At 65.9% G+C, this 12,581-nt stretch carries 11 protein-coding genes; 2 read left to right on the top strand and 9 right to left on the bottom strand.

Going from position 1 to position 12,581, the window contains the following annotated elements; translation table 11 throughout:
* The first annotated feature begins 4 nt into the window (after positions 1-4).
* Complete coding sequence (locus tag IAG25_RS31055) at positions 5-1,150, top strand: acyl-CoA dehydrogenase family protein (RefSeq protein ID WP_187608259.1); 1,146 nt, start codon at positions 5-7, stop codon at positions 1,148-1,150.
* Between the two features lie 126 nt (positions 1,151-1,276).
* Here IAG25_RS31055 and IAG25_RS31050 read toward each other — a convergent pair whose 3' ends face one another.
* From IAG25_RS31050 to IAG25_RS31030, 5 genes are read right to left on the bottom strand one after another with little or no spacing between them, the layout of a single operon-like run.
* On the bottom strand, positions 1,277-2,179 hold the full coding sequence (locus IAG25_RS31050) for an SDR family NAD(P)-dependent oxidoreductase (RefSeq protein ID WP_187608258.1): 903 nt from the start codon (positions 2,177-2,179) through the stop codon (positions 1,277-1,279).
* 37 nt (positions 2,180-2,216) lie between these two features.
* A complete protein-coding gene (locus IAG25_RS31045; RefSeq protein WP_187608257.1) occupies positions 2,217-2,672 on the bottom strand; it encodes a MaoC family dehydratase in 456 nt (151 codons plus the stop codon).
* On the bottom strand, positions 2,669-3,823 hold the full coding sequence (locus IAG25_RS31040) for an acyl-CoA dehydrogenase family protein (protein WP_187608256.1): 1,155 nt from the start codon (positions 3,821-3,823) through the stop codon (positions 2,669-2,671). The genes IAG25_RS31045 and IAG25_RS31040 overlap by 4 nt, the downstream gene beginning before the upstream one ends.
* Before the next feature lie 14 nt (positions 3,824-3,837).
* Positions 3,838-5,037, bottom strand: a complete 1,200-nt coding sequence (locus IAG25_RS31035) for an acyl-CoA dehydrogenase (RefSeq protein WP_187608255.1) — start codon at positions 5,035-5,037, stop codon at positions 3,838-3,840.
* Between the two features lie 12 nt (positions 5,038-5,049).
* Positions 5,050-6,231, bottom strand: a complete 1,182-nt coding sequence (locus tag IAG25_RS31030) for a lipid-transfer protein (protein WP_187608254.1) — start codon at positions 6,229-6,231, stop codon at positions 5,050-5,052.
* Between the two features lie 237 nt (positions 6,232-6,468).
* On the opposite strand from IAG25_RS31030, the gene IAG25_RS31025 reads away from it, so the two are divergent.
* Entirely contained in the window at positions 6,469-8,037 is a 1,569-nt protein-coding gene (locus IAG25_RS31025; RefSeq protein ID WP_187608253.1) for a class I adenylate-forming enzyme family protein, read from the top strand.
* A gap of 16 nt (positions 8,038-8,053) precedes the next feature.
* Here IAG25_RS31025 and IAG25_RS31020 read toward each other — a convergent pair whose 3' ends face one another.
* The 4 genes from IAG25_RS31020 to IAG25_RS31005 all read right to left on the bottom strand — a co-directional run bounded on the left by IAG25_RS31020 (position 8,054) and on the right by IAG25_RS31005 (position 12,481).
* Positions 8,054-9,127: an MBL fold metallo-hydrolase gene (locus IAG25_RS31020; RefSeq protein ID WP_187608252.1), complete on the bottom strand. Its 1,074-nt coding sequence runs from the start codon at positions 9,125-9,127 to the stop codon at positions 8,054-8,056.
* A gap of 144 nt (positions 9,128-9,271) precedes the next feature.
* Positions 9,272-10,411, bottom strand: a complete 1,140-nt coding sequence (locus IAG25_RS31015; protein ID WP_187608251.1) for an acyl-CoA dehydrogenase family protein — start codon at positions 10,409-10,411, stop codon at positions 9,272-9,274.
* Positions 10,412-10,439: 28 nt separating this feature from the next.
* The gene (locus IAG25_RS31010; RefSeq protein ID WP_187608250.1) at positions 10,440-11,681 is read right to left on the bottom strand and encodes a thiolase family protein; all 1,242 of its coding nucleotides are present in this window, start codon (positions 11,679-11,681) and stop codon (positions 10,440-10,442) included.
* A 29-nt stretch (positions 11,682-11,710) separates the two neighbouring features.
* Entirely contained in the window at positions 11,711-12,481 is a 771-nt protein-coding gene (locus IAG25_RS31005) for an enoyl-CoA hydratase/isomerase family protein (RefSeq protein ID WP_187608249.1), read from the bottom strand.
* Positions 12,482-12,581 lie beyond the last annotated feature (100 nt).

Here is a 12,581-nt window from a genome sequence, read left to right as displayed (position 1 = left end):
ACCGATGACCGACACCACGCGCTCGTTTCTGAACGAGCAACAGATCATGATCCGCGACAGCGCGCGCCGGGTGGCGAGCGAGATCATCGCGCCGACCGCAGCCGAACGCGATCTCCAATCCGCATGGCCGCACGCGGAACTGAAGTCGCTCGCCGATCTCGGCTTTCTGGGCATGCTGGTGCCCGAAGCGTACGGTGGCAGCGGCTCGAGCGTGCTCGATTTCTGCCTCGCGCAGCATGAGTTCGCTTCGATCGACGCCGGGCTCGCGACGATCCTGCACGTGCACAACTTCACGGCGCTGTGCATCGCCGAACACGGCACCGAAGCGCAGAAGCGACGCTATCTGCCGGCGATGGCGAGCGGCGAATCGATCGGCGCGTTCCTGCTGACCGAACCGCATGCCGGCTCCGACACTGCCGCGCTGAGAGCGAGCGCGCGCCGCGACGGCGACCACTACGTGCTCAACGGCACCAAGCAGTTCATCTCGAACGGCAGCGAGGCGGGCGTCGGTGTCGCTTTCGCCATCACCGACAAAACGGCGGGCAAGCGCGGCGCGACCACGTTCATCATCGATCCGAAAGCGCCCGGCTATGCCGTCACGCGCATCGAGAGCAAGCTCGGCCAGCACACCGCGCACACGGCGCAGATCGCGCTCGAAGACTTTCGCGTCCCCGCGAGCGAAAGGCTCGGCGGCGAAGGCGACGGTTATCGCACCGTGATGGGCGGCCTCTCCGATGGCCGTATCGGCATTGCCTTCATCGCGGCCGGCGTCGCGCGCGGCGCGCTCGAGGCGGCCACCCGCTACGCGCGCGAGCGCGAGGCCTATGGCGGCCCGCTCATCAAGCTGCAGGCCGTTTCGTTCGATCTCGCCGACATGGCCGCGCAAGTCGAAGTGGCCTGGCAATACTGCCTGCACGCGGCGCGCCTGCGCGACGCCGGCGTGGACTGCATCAAGGAGGCGTCGATCGCGAAGCTCTTCGCCAGCGAGATCGCCGAGAAGGTGTGCTCGGACGCCTTGCAGATTCACGGCGGCTACGGCTATCTGAGCGACTTCCCGGTCGAGCGCTTTCTGCGCGACGTACGCATCTGCAAGATCTATGAAGGTACGAGCCACATCCAGAAGCTGATCATCTCGCGCAATCTCGACTAGCCGTTTGCTCAGCCCGCACGGACGCAATCCGTGCGGGCTTTTTATTCGCGCTCGCGCCACATGCAAAATCGCGGGCATAAAAAAACCGCCGCAAAAGCGGCGGTTTGCATACCGAATCGAGACTGCTTACATCCCGCAGACGAGCTTGAGGAAGGTCTGCACCTGATGGCCGGACTCCTCGTATGGACGCGCCGTTTCCCAGTTCGCGATATCGCTGAAGCGCGCCGCGACGCCCTCCGGCGTGACCGCTTCGTCGGGCAGCAGCACCGGCGCCGTCTCGACGACCGTGGCCGCCGCGAACGCCCCGCCACCCGCCGCGATGATGGTCTTCGACGGCGCGTTCTCGCTCGCGAGGAACAGCACGGCCGGCGTCACGCGCTCGGGCTGGATGCGCGCGAGCATGGCTTCGGGCAGGATTCCTTCGGTCATACGCGTGGCCGCGACTGGCGCGATCGTGTTGACGCGGATGTCGTTCTTGCGGCCTTCGGTGGTGAGCGCGTTCATCAGGCCGATCACGCCCATCTTCGCCGCACCGTAGTTCGACTGCCCGAAGTTGCCGTACATGCCGGAGGAGGACGTCGTCATCACGATGCGGCCATAGCCCTGCTCGCGCATGATCTCCCACACCGCCTTCGAGCAGTTGATCGAGCCCATCAGGTGCACGTCGAGCACGGCTTCGATGTCGCTCATCTCGAGCTTCGCGAAGCTCTTGTCGCGCAGGATGCCCGCATTGTTGACGAGGATATCGACGCGGCCGAACTCGGTCACCGCGCGCTTGACCATCGCCTGAACCTGTTCGTAGTCCGCGACGTTCGCGCCGTCGGCGATCGCCGTGCCGCCCGCCTGCCGGATTTCTTCGACCACGGCGAGCGCGGCTTGCGACGAACCGCCCGTGCCGTCGCGCGCGCCGCCGAAATCGTTGACCACGACCGTGGCGCCACGCGCCGCGAACGCCAGCGCATGCGCCCGGCCCAGCCCCGCGCCCGCGCCGGTCACGATCGCGACCTTGCCATCGAAACGAATGCTCATGTTCGAATCTCCTCGAATGTTGTCAGTAGTGGAAACGTCAGGGAAAGAGACGCAGGATCGATTCCGCGATGCAGGCGGGCTTCTCCGCGCCTTCGCATTCGACCGTCATTTCGATCTTCATCTGCGCGCCGCCGTGATTGATCGCGGTCCATTCCACGAGCCGGAAATGCGCGCGCACGCGCTTGCCCACCGGCACGGGCGTGATGAAGCGGACCTTGTCGAGCCCGTAATTCAGGCCGCTTTTCGTCTCCTTGATCTCGAACGCCGTCGCGCTAAAGGTGGGCAAGAGACTGAGCGTCAGGAAGCCGTGCGCAATGGTCCCGCCGAACGGGCCTGCTTTCGCGCGCTCCACGTCGACATGAATCCACTGGTGGTCTCCCGTCGCATCCGCGAACCGGTTCACGCGCTCCTGATCGATCAGCAGCCATTCGCTCATGCCGAGCGATTCGCCGACGAGCCGCTGCAGGTCGGCAATTTTCTCGAAACTCTTCATGCGTGGTTGTCCTTTTGAAGCAGGTCTTTTTCCAACTGCGCCGCACACGCGGCGTCATGACGGTCGCTATTGCCGAACAGCACGTCCGCGACGACCGCACGCTTGTAGTAATGGCCGACCTGATACTCCTCGGTCATGCCGATGCCGCCGTGCAGCTGGATGGCCTGGCCGCAAACGAAGCGCGCGGCGCGCCCGATCAGCGATTTGGCCTGCGAGACGGTGCGCGCTCGCGTCGGGGCGTCGTCGTTTTCGAGCGATGCGAGCAGCGCGTAGAGCATCGAGCGCGCGAGCTCCAGCTCGGCGGCCATGTCGGCGAGACGGTGTTGTAGCGTCTGAAAGCTGCCGATCGGCACACCGAATTGCTTGCGCATCTTCAGGTACTCGGCCGTGAGCTCGATGGCCTTTTCCATCGCGCCCACCAGTTCCGCGCCGAGCGCGGCGGTGGCGTGCGCGAGACCATGCCGGAGCGCCGCAAGACCGCCGCCCGGTTCGCCCAGCACCGCGTCGCGCGTCACCCGCACGCCATCGAACGTCAGTTCGGCCGCGAAGCTGCCATCGTGCAGCGGCAATACGCGACGCGTCAGGCCGCGCGCGTCGGCAGCAACGATCATGACCGTGATGCCGTCCGCGTCCGACACGCGCGCCGAGACGATGAAGCCATCCGCATTTGCGCCGCCCAGCACGAGCGTCTTGCAGCCGGTGAGCACATAGCCGTCCGCCGTGGCCGTCGCGCTCAGTTCGACGGAATCGGGAAAGCCTCGCGACTGCGCCTCGCTGTAGGCGAGCGCGAACTGGCGCGAGCCGTCGGCGAGCGAAGGAAGCCACTTTTCGCGCTGCGCCGGCGTGCCCGCGGCGGAGAGCGTCTGCGCCGCCAGCACCGCGCAGCCGAGAAACGGCTCGACGACCAGTCCCCGCCCGAGTTGCTGGGCGATGAGCACCGTATCCACGATCGAACCGCCGAGGCCTCCGCACGATTCCGGCAGCGCCGCGGCGAGCCAGCCGTTGTCGGCGAAGGTCTGCCAGTGCGCCGTGCGCGCAGGCGTGCGCGCCTTCACGAGCGCGGTGCGGGCTTCGAAACTGTAGTCCCTGTCGACGAAACGACGGACACTATCCTGCAGCAGTTGCTGCTCTGCATCGAGATTGAAGTTCATGTTCGGTCCGGAAATCAGAGTTGAAACAGCATCTTGGCAACGATCCCGCGCTGGACCTCACTCGTGCCGCCATAGATGGTCGATGCGCGCCGGAAGAACATGTCATTCGCGATGCCACGGCCCACGTCCTGATGCGGCATCGGCGTTTCGAGGCAGGCATCGTGCGGCTCGGGATACGCCACCGCGCCGTAATCGCCGAGGGCTTCGACCATGAACTCGCTCATGCGCTGCTGAAGCTCCGTGCCGCGCACCTTGAGCATCGAACCCATCGCGTGCGCAGCGGGGCTATGGTCCTGTTCCATCGCTGCCACGCGTTTGACCATCGTCGCGATCGCGGTCACTTCGGCCTCGAGGCGCGCAAGACGCAGCGCGAATTCCGGACGCGCAATCAGCGGCTTGCTGCCCGCGCGCTGCGTCGTGGCGAGCGTGCGCAGTTGCATCAGATAGCGGCGCAGCATCGGCAGATCCGCCGCGGTCGCGTGCTCGTTGTTGAGCAGGAACTTCGTGATCGTCCAGCCATCGCCCTCCAGTCCGATGCGATTCGCGACCGGTACGCGCACGTTGTCGAAGAACGTCTCGTTCAGGTGATGGCAATCGTCGATGCTGCGGATCGGCCGCACGGTGATGCCGGGCGTTTTCATGTCGACGAGCAGGAAGCTGATGCCCGCCTGCTTCTTCGCGTCGGCATCCGTGCGCACGAGCAGGAAGATCCAGTCCGATTCGTGCGCATAGCTCGTCCAGATCTTCTGGCCGTTGACGACGTAATGGTCGCCTTCGCGATCGGCGCGCGTGCGCAGCGAGGCGAGGTCCGAGCCCGAGCCCGGCTCGGAGAAGCCCTGGCACCAGAGCCGTTCGCCGCCGAGAATGCGCGGAATGTGCTCGGCCTTTTGCTCGGGCGTCGCAAATGCGTTGATGACCGGGCCGAGCAGCTTCTGCGCGAAACCGTCCTGAGTGGGCGCGCCCGCCGCGACGCATTCTTCGTCGAACACGAGCCGCTGCAGCACCGTCCAGCCGGTGCCGCCGTCCTTCTGCGCCCAGTAGGGCGCACCCCAGCCATTGCCGTTCAGAATCTTTTGCCAGCGCACGAGATCCGGGCGCATCGACCGCACGCTGCCTACCGGCTTGTTGGCCAGATCGGCCGGCAGATGCTCGCGCAGGAAAGCGCGCACCGTGACGCGAAAGGCATCGAGACCGGCGTCGGGTTGAAAGTCCATCGTGTCTCCCAATCAGTTGCGGTACATCGTCACCACGCAGGCGCCGCCGATGCCGACGTTGTGCTGCAATGCGACGCGCGCGTTGTCCACCTGGCGCTCGCCCGCCGTGCCGCGCAGTTGCTGCACGAGCTCCGTGCATTGCGCGAGGCCCGTCGCGCCGAGCGGATGCCCCTTCGACAGCAGCCCGCCCGACGGATTGACCACATGCCGCCCGCCATAGGTGTTGTCGCCATCGTCGATGAACTTCGCCGCGCCGCCTTCAGGGCACAGGCCAAGCGCTTCATACGTGATCAGCTCATTGTGGGCGAAGCAGTCGTGCAGTTCGACCACATCCACGTCTTGGGCGTCGATGCCCGCCGCCTCATACACCTGGCGCGCCGCGTTCCTCGACATGCTGAAGCCGGCGACGTCGCGCAGATCGTCGCCTTGGAGCGACTCCGGGCCGTCGGTCGTGAGCGCCTGCGCGGCGATCCACACGGACGCGTCGAGCCCGTGCCGGCGCGCGTAGTCTTCACTGCACAGCACGGCCGCCGCCGCGCCGCACGTGGGCGGGCAGGCCATGAGCCGCGTCATCACGCCGGGCCATACCACCTGATCGGCGAGCACGTCCTCGGCGGTCACGACCTTGCGGAACACCGCGAGCGGATTGTTCGCCGCGTGGCGGCTCGCCTTCGCGCGGATCTTGGCGAAGCTCGCGAGCGGCGTGCCGAAGCGCTTCATGTGCTCCATGCCCGCGCCGCCGAAAATGCGCAGCGCCGGGGCAATCTCGGTCGGCACGCCGAGGCGGTCGCATTGCGCGAGGAACAGTTCCGAAGGCAGTGGCCGGTCGTTGAAATAGCTGCCGAGCGCGCCCGGATTCATCTGCTCGAAGCCGACCACGAGCGCGACGTCGAGCGCGCCCGCCTCGATCGCCTGACGCGCCAGGAAAAGGCCCGTCGAGCCTGTCGAGCAGTTGTTGTTGACGTTGATGATCGGCAGGCCGGTCATCCCGACGTGGTAGAGCGCGCGCTGGCCGGCCGTGGAATCGCCGTAGACGAAGCACGCATAAGCCTGCTGGATCGCCTGATACGCGACGCCGGCGTCGGCGAGCGCGAGACGCGCTGCTTGCGCGCCCATCAGGTCATAGGTTTCGCTGGCGCCTGGCTTCCGGAACGGGACCATGCCCACACCCGCGACGACGACTTTGCGCGTCATACAATCTCCTTGTTGTTATCGCCGCCGGTCGGTCTGACCGGCACTGGCCCATCATAGGCATGTCGCCCGCCATGCCGCCCCCCTCGTTTGAAGGGGTGCGGCAGCGACACGCGACCCGGCGCCGGCAGCCGCATCCGGGTCTGCCCGCCCCCGCCAAACGAGGGGCGATACGGCACGCATGAGGCACTTATATTCCGCGAACCGGCAGGCCCTGCCCACTCAGCGGAGACCGATGCAGTGATCATCAACTTTGCCCGAACCGTCGAACAGCTGTCCATCTGCCACGGTGAGCGCGAGGCGCTCGTGAACATCGAACGTTCGCGGCGTTACTCGTTTCGCGAGCTGCACCGCCTGACGAACCGGATCGTCAACATGATGCGCGAACGCCTCGGCCTGCGGCGCGGCGACGTCTATCTCTGCGTCCTCGACAACGATAATCTCTCTTTGCTGCACGCGTGGACCGCGCTCAAGGGCGAAGCGGCGGCCGCCTGGACCAATCGCCGCGACAGCGCCGACGAGCACCGCTGGCAAGCCCGTTTCATGCGGCCGAAAGCCGTGTTCCTCGAAGGCGATCTCGTCGAGCCCTACTACGACATGCTGCGCGAACTTGGCGCGACGGTCGTCAGCATGGACGACGTGCCCGTGCCGCGAGACGGCCTGCACGGCTTCTGGGACCTGCTCGAAGGCGTGAGCGACGCCGATCCCGGCATCGAGAGCGACACGGATCGCGACGTCCTGATCCACCGCTTCACCGGCGGCACGACGGGCAAGGGCAAGTGCGCCCAGTACACGATCGCCAACTGGCTCGCGTGCCGCGACTCGTACTATCTCGAACGCGAACAGACCTTCGAGGCGCAGACGCGCTTCCTGCACATGGCGCCGTTGAGCCACGGTTCCGGCCTCGGCCTGCTGCCGACGCTCTTTCGCGGCGGCTGCACGGTGACGCAGAACACGCCGGATCTCGTGCAATGGTGCCGCAATCTGGAAGCGGAGCGCATCACGATGGCGATGCTCGTCCCGACGCTGCTCTATCGCCTCCTCGACATGCCCGAAGCGCTGAAGCATGACCTGACGACGTTGCGCACCATCTATTACGGCGCCGCGCCGATGAGTCCCGCGAAGCTCGCGCCCCTGCAGGAACGCTTCGGCAATATCTTCGTGCAAGTCTACGGTTCGACCGAATGCCTGCAGCCCGTCGCGACGCTCAACAAGTCCGATCATGCCGTCGCCACGCCCGCGCGGCTCGCCTCCGCCGGGCGCATCGCGTGCGGCGTCGAACTGCTCGTCGTCGAAGCCGACGGCGCACCGGTCGCCCAGGGCGTCATCGGCGAAATATGGGTGCGCGCGGGCGCCACGATCCGTGGCTACCTCCACAATCCCGAAGACACCGCGAGCGAGTTCACGAACGGCTTCTGGAAATCGGGCGATCTCGGCTATCTCGACGAGGAGGGCTACCTGTACATCGTCGATCGAAAGAAGGACATGGTCATCACCGGCGGCTTCAACGTCTATGCAATCGAAGTGGAAGCGGCGCTCGACGCTCATCCGGCCGTCGCCATTTCCGCCGTCGTGGGCGTACCGCATGACGAATGGGGTGAGGCGGTCCACGCCGAGGTGGTCCTTAAGCCCGGTGCCGCAATCGACGCGCAAGCGCTGATCGAGCACGCGAAAGGGCGTCTTGGCCGTTTCAAGGCGCCGAAGTCGATCGCGTTCGTCGACGCGTTGCCGCTCAGCGCGGTCGGCAAGGTGTTGCGCCGCCGGGTGCGCGACAAATACTGGCGCGACGGAGCGCGGCAGGTGGGCTGAAAACGGCGAGCGGCGCTTACGATATGGCCAGATACCAGCCCACACCGTTCGCGTCGATCTCGCAGCGCGCCTCGTTCCGCTTCACCAGGTAGTTCAGGTAGGCAAGCGCCTCGCCGGTGGCGAGCGTGCGCGTGGTCGGGTCTTGAATGTCGATGGCGCCGCCGAACAGCACGCCGAACGTGTCGACCGCTCGCCGCCGCTCCGACAAACATTCGCGCAGCCGTTCGAGGCCGCGATGCACACCTTGCGCCAGCCGTTCCAGGCGCTCGTGCAGACCCAAAAACGGCGTATTGTGCGAGGGCAGCACCAGCACGCTGGCGGGCACGTCCGCGCGGATCTTCTCGATGGACGCAAGCCAGTCGCCCAGCGGATCCGCGTCCGGCTCGGACGGATTCACGGACACGTTCGACGAAATGCGCGGCAACACCTGATCGCCCGAAATCAGCACGTTCAATCGCGGACAATAGAGACACGCATGCTCCGGCGTATGCCCGCGGCCGACCACGACTTGCCATTCGTGGTCGCCGATCGATATCGTCGCGCCATCCTCCAGCCGGACGAAACTGTCGGGCATTGCGTGAATCATGCGGCCGAACCAGCCGGGCCGCCCGCGATAGTCGTCGATGGCCTTCTCGTCCCAGCCCGCGCGCCGGTAAAAGCGCACGCCGTCTCGTGGCACAGCGCGCGCGACGTCGGCCACGTTGGCGCGGCAGGTCCAGTACTCGGTGCGCGTCATCCACAGCGCGCAATCGAAACGCTGCGTGAGCCATCCCGCCATGCCGACGTGATCCGCGTGCAGATGCGTGACGAAGACGCGCGTCACGGGGCGGCCCTTGAGCGGCCCCGCGAGCAGCGTCTCCCAGACGCTCGCCGAATCGGGCAGGCACAGCCCCGTGTCGACGATCGCCCAGCCCTCGCCGTCCTCGATAGCCCAGGCGTTGATGTGCGCGAGCGCCACGGGCAGCGGCAGCCGCAACCAGTGCACCGATGGCGCCACTTCGAGCGCCGCGCCCTGCATGGGTGGTGCGTCGAACGGATAGCGCAGCGCGCCGCCGGGCGCGCGAAGGATCATCGAATCATCGCTGCTCATGCGCATTCCGTCCTTTTTGCGCAAGCCCGCGCCGTTCGCGCCGTGCATGCGCCATGAAAAAGGGGTTCCTCGTTCACAAAAACGAAGAACCCGCGTCGGACGGACGCCAATCGGGCGGCGGCATCCGTCCGTGCAGCCGGTCCGTCAGAAGGCCGCGACCCCCGTCAGCGCGCGCGAGATGATGAGCTGCTGGATCTCGGTCGTGCCGTCCGGAATCGGGATGATGATCGCCTCGCGCAGCAGGCGCTCCACGTTGAACTCCTTCGTGATGCCGTTGCCGCCGTGCAACTGCACCGCGTCACGGCAAACCTGGACAGCGGCTTCGGTTGCGAATGCCTTCGCCATCGATGCCTGCAGGTCGCAGCGCACGCCCGCGTCGATCAGGCCGAACACACGCTGGCACATCAGGCGTGAGGCATCGAGCATGATCGCCATGTTCGCGATTTTCGCCGCGATCAACTGATGCGCCGCGATCACCTTGCCGAACTGCTTGCGCTCCTTCGCATAAACGATGGACTCCTCCAGCGACGCGCGCATGATGCCGACCGACAGCGTGCCCACGTGCGCCCGCGCGACCTCGAAAACCTTCATCGTGTTGCGCAGGCCGTCGCCTTCCTCGCCGATCAGGTTGGTTTCCGGCACGCGCGCATCCGTGATGAAGATCTGCGCCGTCGACTGCGAACAGAGCCCGATCTTGTCGATGTTGCGCGACTCGTAGCCGTGCTCCTTGCGGTCGATGAGAATGTGCGAGAGGCCCTTCTCGCCGCGCACGGTGCAGATCAGCACGTCCGAGTAGACGCCGTTCGTGATCCAGGTCTTTTCGCCGTTGATGATGAAGTGGTCGCCGTCGCGCACGGCGCGCGTCTTGAGCTCGGCCACGTTCGAGCCCACGTCCGGCTCGCTGATGCCGATCGAGCCGAAGATCTTGCCCGCGAGCGCGTCGGGCATATAGCGTTCGCGCACTTCGGGGCGGGCGTTGCAGAGCATCGACGCAAGGCCCATGTTGAGCATCACGCACAGCGCGATGTCGCACGAGCAGGCCACGAGTTCCTCGAAGAGCATGCCCTGCATGGTGAACGACCAGCCCATGCCGCCATACTCGACGGGGATGGTGCAGCCGGGCAAGCCGAATTCGGCGATGCGCTGCGTCAGCTCGCGCATTCTCTCCTTCGGGATGAATCGGTCGCGGTATTCGCGGGCGACCGGCTTGACTTCCGACTGCAGAAACTTGCGAAAGCTCTCGACAGCCAGCGTCTGCTCTTCGGTGGGCAGTTGATACGGCATGGTGTGTATTCCTGGATTCGTTGCTGGGTCAGGCGCGGCCAAAGATGCCGATGTGGTCGATGCTTTCCTCGACGCCCCACAGACCGCCGCCGTTGCCCTGGATCGCGAAGCGTGCGCCTTCCACCTGACGCGCGCCGCACTCGCCGCGCAGTTGCTCGACGAGCTCGAAAATCTGCCCGATGCCCGTCGCGCCGATCGGGTGGCCCTTCGATTCGAGACCTCCCGAGGGGTTGATCGGCAGACGGCCGCCGATCGTGCTCTCGCCGCGCTCGGCCATCGCGCCGCTCTCGCCCGGCTTGCACAGACGGAGGTTTTCGCACAGCGCGATTTCGCCGATCGCCGACGCGTCGTGCAGTTCGGCCACGTTGATGTCCTCTGGCCCGATGCCTGCTTCGTCGTAGGCGAGCTTCGCGGCGTGCACCGTGATGTGGTTCGCGAGATCGTCGCCCGAGCGCTGCGAGGCCGAGCGCACGATCGTCGCGAGCACGCGCACAGCGCGGTTACGGTCGAAGCCGTAGCGCTTGAGGCCGGACTCCGTGCACAGGATCGCGGCGGCGGCGCCGTCCGAGATCGGCGAGCACATCGGCAGCGTGAGCGGATAGGTGATCGGGGGCGAAGCGAGAATCTCCTCGATCGACATCGGCTTGCGATATTGCGAGCGTTCGTTGTGCACCGAGTGATTATGATTCTTCGACGACACCGCTGCGAACTGGCGCTGCGTGATGCCGTAGCGGTCCATCAGCTGGCGGCCGATGCCGGCATAGACATCCATGAATACGCTATAGGGTTTGTCGGACTGCGAACCGTCCGGCACTTTCACGCCACGGCCGAGTTCGACCATCTGCGCCGCGTTGGCTTCGGCCGTTTCCACGTCCCAGGCCGAGTCGAACACCGAGAACATGCGGGCCTTGTCGTGCGAATACATCTTCTCCGCGCCCACGGCGAGCACGACGTCGGCCATGCCCGCGCGCAGTTGCGTCACGGCAAGGTGAAAGGCGCTGCTCGCCGACGCGCACGCGGCCTCGACGTTGTGAATCGGAATGCCGCCCAGGCCGAGCGGGATCAGTGCGACCTGACCGCGGATCATGTGCTGGCCCTGCATGTGGCCCTGCGTGGTGTTGCCGAAATACGCCGCCTCGATCCAGCCGCGTTCGCAGCCCGAGTCCTTGAGCGCATCTTCCACGGCCCAGGCCGTCAGTTGCTTGACCGACTTGTCGAGATGGCGGCCGAAGGGCGTCATGCCGACGCCGACGATGTAGATGTTTTCCATGTCGTATGTGTGTTGTCTTCGAGTTGATCTCAACAGCCCTTGAACTGCGGCTCACGCTTCTCCGCGAATGCGCGTAGCCCTTCCTTTACGTCATACGAACGCTGGTGATTGCGCAGTTCCAGCAGTTCGTGGCGCAACGCGTCCGCCGCCGATTTATCCGGCGCCTCGCTGGCCACGCGCTTCATGCGCGCGAGCACGAGCGGGCTCTTCTTGGCGAACTTGTCGGCGAGCGCCTGCGCGCGCGACGTGAGTTCGGCGTCGGCGAGCACCTCGTTGACGAGGCCGTAGCCCTTGAGCTCGGCGGCGGTCATCGAGTCGCCCGTGAACAGCAGATAGCGCGCGACGTTCGCGGGCACCTTGCGCGGCAGGATCGCGGCGCCGCCCGCACCCGGAAACACGCCGAAGTTCGAATGCGCGTCGCCGAGGCGCGCGGACTCGGCGGCGAGCACGAGGTCGCATGCCAGCACTATTTCGAGCCCGCCCGCCAGCGCGAGCCCGTTGACCGCGGCGATGACTGGCTTCGGGAACGCGCGCAGGGTGTCGAAGAATTCGACGATCAGCTCGAGGAACTCGCGCTTGTCGGGGTGCGGCGGCTCGGCAGCCTCGATCAGGTCGGCGCCCGCGCAGAACGCGCGGCCATTGCCGGTCATGACGACGACGCGCACGGCGGGGTCGTCGCGCCATGCGTTCAACTGGGCGATCAGGCCGGTGGCCATCTCGCGATTGAGACTGTTCATGGCGGCCGGACGATCCATCGTCAACCAGCCCACCGAGCCCACCACTGCCTGCGAATAACTCATCTCTCCTCCTGAACTTTGTACACACGTCCTTGACGATGCGGTTGTGGTAAGTTAGTTTCCGGCAGATCATTTATCACCCCTCGTTTTGAGGGGGGCTTTG

The organism is Caballeronia sp. EK, assembly GCF_014384845.1.
In the GTDB taxonomy this organism is placed as follows: Bacteria; Pseudomonadota; Gammaproteobacteria; order Burkholderiales; family Burkholderiaceae; genus Caballeronia; species Caballeronia jiangsuensis.
Note: the sequence above shows the minus strand (reverse complement) of the source record. Positions and strands in the feature narration are given on the sequence as shown.

What these genes read in the sequence shown, in the direction of transcription:
- IAG25_RS31055 (WP_187608259.1), top strand. Translation starts at nt 5, where the DNA reads ATGACCGACACCACGCGCTCGTTTCTGAACGAGCAACAGATCATGATC.
- IAG25_RS31050 (WP_187608258.1), bottom strand. Translation starts at nt 2,179, where the DNA reads ATGAGCATTCGTTTCGATGGCAAGGTCGCGATCGTGACCGGCGCGGGC.
- IAG25_RS31045 (WP_187608257.1), bottom strand. Translation starts at nt 2,672, where the DNA reads ATGAAGAGTTTCGAGAAAATTGCCGACCTGCAGCGGCTCGTCGGCGAA.
- IAG25_RS31040 (WP_187608256.1), bottom strand. Translation starts at nt 3,823, where the DNA reads ATGAACTTCAATCTCGATGCAGAGCAGCAACTGCTGCAGGATAGTGTC.
- IAG25_RS31035 (WP_187608255.1), bottom strand. Translation starts at nt 5,037, where the DNA reads ATGGACTTTCAACCCGACGCCGGTCTCGATGCCTTTCGCGTCACGGTG.
- IAG25_RS31030 (WP_187608254.1), bottom strand. Translation starts at nt 6,231, where the DNA reads ATGACGCGCAAAGTCGTCGTCGCGGGTGTGGGCATGGTCCCGTTCCGG.
- IAG25_RS31020 (WP_187608252.1), bottom strand. Translation starts at nt 9,127, where the DNA reads ATGAGCAGCGATGATTCGATGATCCTTCGCGCGCCCGGCGGCGCGCTG.
- IAG25_RS31015 (WP_187608251.1), bottom strand. Translation starts at nt 10,411, where the DNA reads ATGCCGTATCAACTGCCCACCGAAGAGCAGACGCTGGCTGTCGAGAGC.
- IAG25_RS31010 (WP_187608250.1), bottom strand. Translation starts at nt 11,681, where the DNA reads ATGGAAAACATCTACATCGTCGGCGTCGGCATGACGCCCTTCGGCCGC.
- IAG25_RS31005 (WP_187608249.1), bottom strand. Translation starts at nt 12,481, where the DNA reads ATGAGTTATTCGCAGGCAGTGGTGGGCTCGGTGGGCTGGTTGACGATG.